Origin of the sequence: Lishizhenia sp., assembly GCF_033720595.1 — a bacterium.
In the GTDB taxonomy this organism is placed as follows: Bacteria; Bacteroidota; Bacteroidia; order Flavobacteriales_D; family Crocinitomicaceae; genus Lishizhenia.
This window is the reverse complement of record NZ_JAWWCF010000201.1, coordinates 1-4,878: the sequence shown is the minus strand read 5'-3', so window position 1 is coordinate 4,878 and position 4,878 is coordinate 1. Positions and strand designations below refer to the sequence as shown.

The 4,878-nt window shown below is 37.3% G+C and carries 6 protein-coding genes; all 6 read right to left on the bottom strand.

What is annotated here, in order from left to right; genetic code table 11:
- The coding region (locus R3333_RS12395; RefSeq protein ID WP_318959093.1) for an SDR family oxidoreductase at positions 1-564 on the bottom strand (564 nt) is incomplete at its 3' end.
- A gap of 148 nt (positions 565-712) precedes the next feature.
- A complete protein-coding gene (locus R3333_RS12390) occupies positions 713-1,147 on the bottom strand; it encodes an SRPBCC domain-containing protein (RefSeq protein WP_318959092.1) in 435 nt (144 codons plus the stop codon).
- A 68-nt stretch (positions 1,148-1,215) separates the two neighbouring features.
- Positions 1,216-1,407: a hypothetical protein gene (locus tag R3333_RS12385; RefSeq protein ID WP_318959091.1), complete on the bottom strand. Its 192-nt coding sequence runs from the start codon at positions 1,405-1,407 to the stop codon at positions 1,216-1,218.
- A 115-nt stretch (positions 1,408-1,522) separates the two neighbouring features.
- Positions 1,523-2,566: an imelysin family protein gene (locus R3333_RS12380; RefSeq protein WP_318959090.1), complete on the bottom strand. Its 1,044-nt coding sequence runs from the start codon at positions 2,564-2,566 to the stop codon at positions 1,523-1,525.
- 3 nt (positions 2,567-2,569) lie between these two features.
- A complete protein-coding gene (locus tag R3333_RS12375) occupies positions 2,570-3,961 on the bottom strand; it encodes a di-heme oxidoredictase family protein (RefSeq protein WP_318959089.1) in 1,392 nt (463 codons plus the stop codon).
- Position 3,962: 1 nt separating this feature from the next.
- The coding region (locus R3333_RS12370; protein ID WP_318959088.1) for an imelysin family protein at positions 3,963-4,878 on the bottom strand (916 nt) is incomplete at its 5' end.

Sequence of the window (4,878 nt, the reverse complement as noted above, 5' to 3'; positions counted from 1 at the left end):
AGAGAAGAAGCTTGTTACCACTTCACTCGGGTTAATCTGCATTACGCGCACATTGAATGGCCTTAGTTCTGCACGCCATACTTCGGTTAAACCACTTACTGCGAATTTACTTGCACAATATCCGCTTCCCTTGGCATGACCTTTAACACCTGATGAAGAACTAATATTGATAATATTTCCGTATTGATTTTCTTTGAAATGTTTTGCTGCTTCACGACCAGCAATGAATAAGCCCAAGGTATTTACTTCCCAAACTTCTCTGAAATCCTCCGTTGACGTTTCAGTTAAATCTGCAAATTTACCAATACCTGCATTATTGATTAATACATTGAAAGAACCCATTTTTTCTTTGGCAAATTCCATCAATGCAATAATTTCTTTCTCGTTTTTCATGTCGGCCTTAAAACCAAGTACATCAAGTTCTTTTTTGGTTGCGTCAAGTTTAATTTGATCTCTACCGCTCACTACCACTTGAGCTCCTTTACTTTTGAGTTCTTTGGCGATGGCATAACCAATACCACTTGTGCCGCCTGTTATAATAACCTTTGCTGTTGTTAAGTTCATTTTTATTGTTTTTTCATGAAAATAAGGAAAGTTTTTATAGATCATTGAAAATTAAAAGTTGATACTAGATAATGTTTTTGGGTGACATTGTTTAGTGAAACCTATCCTAAAAACAAAAAAAACAGCCTCGTTAAAGACTGTTTTTTATTTATTTTTTCTCTGCTATATCTTTAATGACTTTGAGCATATCTGGTAGAAATTTCTCCATATGATTGTACCCTTCTTCTGAGCTAAAACCTTCTTGCCTCCAAGTAAAGACAACTTCATCTTCTGATTTGTTAACGAGGGTATAGGTAATAATGGAATAATTATCGGGTTTATCTTCTAACCCAGACATAGTAGTCCAATAGTTATATTTTAAGCATTGAAAAGGGGAGTTTTGAAGTACATTACCTTTGTCGTGGTATGTAGTCCCTTGATACTCTCCTTTAAAAGAGATAGAACTTCCGACTTTCCAATCTGTTGAAGTTTCTGTACCGAATAAGTAGATTTTAATTTTTTCAGGGTTGGTTAAAGCATCCCATACTTCTTCTTTACGGGCGTTGATATTAATGCTCTTTTCAACGGTTAGTTGTTTCATCATAATTTCTCAATCTTATTCTACGAAAATAAGAGAAATATGATGTGTTTCTAAACGAGGATTGAATGCTACTAGACACAAAACACCTTAAAAAGTGTAAAGGTAACAGCAACCATTAAGGTTCCTAGAACAATGCTAAAGAGTATGGATGATCGATTGAATTTTTTAACTGTCATACCGTAGAATCCGTAAGCAATAGAAGAGACTCCGGCAAGTGTTGCCATTAGTCCTAATAAATATGCAAGTAGTATTAAATAGTCCATGACGTTGATGTTTAGCTAATTAAAAGATACGGATTAACGCCTTAGCAACAAAATGTTACATAAAAAAAGCACAGCGTAAACACTGTGCTTGAATTGTATATTAGAACCTGAATTATTAATCTCCGTCTAAATCAGAAATGAAGACAGTAACGTCTAACTGAGCACTAAGGTCAACTTTTAAGAGGATATATAAGTTGTTTAAATCTGTGTAAAGTTTATTCACACGTTCATCCATATTCTCAAAAGCAGTATTTAGGTCTGTTGGTAAAGCTTGGATGTCTTTCTCTAGCTGATTAAAAGCTTCGTCTATGTTGTTACAAAGTTCTTTGTTTTTATTTTGAAGAAGTTCTCTTAGACCAACACTTTCTTCAAGTTTCAAGAATTTACCGCCTGACCACAATTTGTAAAGAAGTTGGAAGTCGGTTTGTATTCCTTTTTTAGAGGTATTACTGTAGGGTGCTTGAGATAGCAAGTGATTAGGATTGTCCAGTGATTGTTTCCCCAAGGGATTGCCCACTTTTAACATTTTAAGGTTTTCTGTGAATTGGATGATCCCATTTACCAACTGATTGAACGCATTGTCTGAACTAATTTCTTTGTTTTGGATGTATTTTGAATCATTATCTTCCCACATTACATTTAGTTCATTTGCTTTTATCGCAAGATCATTGGTTAATGCTTGCAGGTATAATAGAGTATTCGCATTGTTCTGGAATGAATCTAACGCGGCATTTCTGTACAATAAATATTCAATAGCGGCTAAACCTTTCGCATTTGAAGATACTATTGCGTTGTTTGGATCCGTGTTCACGAGCATGTTCACTTTTTGCGTATCTACTGGGAATTTTTGAAAATATAAGTGAGAGTAATTGTCTTTGATGTTATCTATGTTAAAGGCTTTTGTGGGAGTGTAGCTCAAGTAAGAACCTTCCCATTCCGTTTTAACATTATTCAATTTTTCCATAGATAGGTCGGTAGAAAATGCGTTCACAGCACTTTGAAGATTTTTTAGTTTTTGGATAAATGTTTTGTGTAATGGCAGTATTACACTTTGGTAGGTCGATTGGGTGAAATCCGTTGAATTGATTGCCGTTTCTTCTTTCTGACATGCTGTAAATGCCATTAGAATACAACTGAGAATAAGTATCTGTTTTTTCATTTTTTATAAAGATTGTAGGAATGCCAACACAGCTGCTCTGTCTTCGGCATTTAATTCCATAAATTTTTCGAGAACGATGGAGGCTTCTCCTCCGTGCCATAGAATGGCTTCTTCTATATTTCTGGCTCTACCATCGTGAAGTAGGAAACTATGTCCGTTTACACGCTCAATTAATCCTAAGCCCCATAAGGGTTGAGTTCTCCATTCTGTTCCGTTTGCCAAATAATCTGTTCTGTGGTCTGCAAGTCCTTCTCCCATGTCATGCAACAACATATCAGTATAAGGGTAGATGGTTTGATTTCCCAAATAAGGAAAGTCTTCATGGGTGGTAGTTGTAAATTTGGGGTTGTGACATCCCACACATCCAATTTCATTAAAAAGTTGTTGCCCTTTTTTCACCTCATCAGTATCCGTATCCCTTCTGGCAGGAACGGCTAAATTAGAACAATACAATACCACCTTATCAAAGTCATCTGTTTCTATTTCTGGATTTCCTCCATGTGCTAAGGTGTCGTATTGCGTTTGACCTGCAGTATTGTTCTGTTGTGAAAAGATAGGAGAGGTGATACCCATATCTCCAACGAATGCACCTGCTACTTGCTGGCGTATTGAAGGTTGGTTGGCTTTCCATCCGAATCTTCCTACTTCAGTTGTACCTGTTTCGTGATTGTACACATAGTTGATTTTACCACTGATGCCCAAATCTTCGTAAGCTGTGGTTAAGGCATGCAGATCTGACTCTGCAATTGCTTCTAACAAACCTAATCCTATAACTTGTTGTCCCACACGTGGAGAAAAGTTGGTATTGGTGATTTCATTACCGCTAGCGTCATAAACAGTATATATGGGTTTTCTCAACTCTTTGGTTGTTCCATCTGCATAGGTTTTGGTGATGTATTCCCAAACCACTTCCACACGACCCTCCGCAGGGTCATTCAATACCACAGAGTTTTCATTCAACTGATCTCCGTAAATAGGGTGAGGGTTAGGGCCTCCATGCGCATCTGTGCCGTTTATACTCATGCGCATTAGAAACCCTTTACTGTTGGCCTGGTTCACTTGTAGGGGTTCACCACGACCATCTTTAAAATGACAACCTGAACAGGAGCGTGCATTAAACAATGGCCCCAAACCATCTCTGGCTTTTGTAGATGCTGGAGAGCTCACCCAGTTTTGGTTAAAAAAAGAGTTTCCAACAAAAAATAATAATTCTTCATCTCCAGAAAGGTCTGGGTTGGGCTGCGCAAAGGCATTTTGCGAAGTATTGAATACTGTATTCCCTCCACCGCTTTTAATTTCTTCAGCAGATATGCTAAAAGGTTCTACTGCGCCTTTGTTGCAAGAGAGTAGAAGTAGATTTGCCGAAAGAAGGCAAAGTCCTACAATTTTTTTCATATTATTCTGGTAAATCTGTGCTAATTATTAAATCCAAATCGGAAGCAAGTTTTGCAATTTCGTTTCCTTGGTTTTGTAATTTTTTAATGGCGTACATTATTGGTCCATTTCCACCTATAGACTCTTGTGTTAAAGCATAGTCAAAAGGAGCTGGAATTTCTTTAACCGCATTCAATGTTTCCTTAAATACAGCTGTATATTTCTCTTCTTTTTCCTTTTCAGTTGCTGCCAAAATATCTTGAATAGAAGTTCCTGTTATTTTTTGACCATTTGTTTGGGTGTAAGTACCGAAGTATAAATTGTAAATTCCCTGTGCGTTTAATAGTATATCTCTGTGCGTGTTATCAGAGAAACAGGAATGCTCATCTTCTTGGTCTTGGTTATCCAAAGCTACAAACATGCGTTCAGAGGCCAATTCGGATTTAGAAAGAATTCCCATACCTGTAAGCACTTTGTCAATGGCTTCTTTGGTATTCATCGCTAAGAAAGTTTTTCTGTAGTTCCCATTTTCTGCCCATTGGTTTTTTACGTATGCCAAATGCTCTACAAGTAAATCTCCGCAAATTTTTAAGTATTGACCACGTCTGTCTTGATTGCTCGCAGTTCCAGTACCGTCTGTCACATAATCTGTAAAGGGTCTATTTCCAGGTGTCATTAGAGCTGTATTCGCATCATCCTGTCCCCAAAGTAAGAACTCAATGGCGTGGTAACCTACAGAAATGTTTTTCTCACCACCATTTTCGTTGGAGTTTTCCAATAGTTCTGGTGTGATATTAATAGAAGGATCATTAATGATACCTGCTGTTTCGTTACCCTCTACATAATCAATGTATGCTTCATCTAAGGGCCATGCGTTTAGAAACCCTTCTGGGCCATTTGCGTCATCTATAGGACCTTCTTGAAAACGGAACACTTCT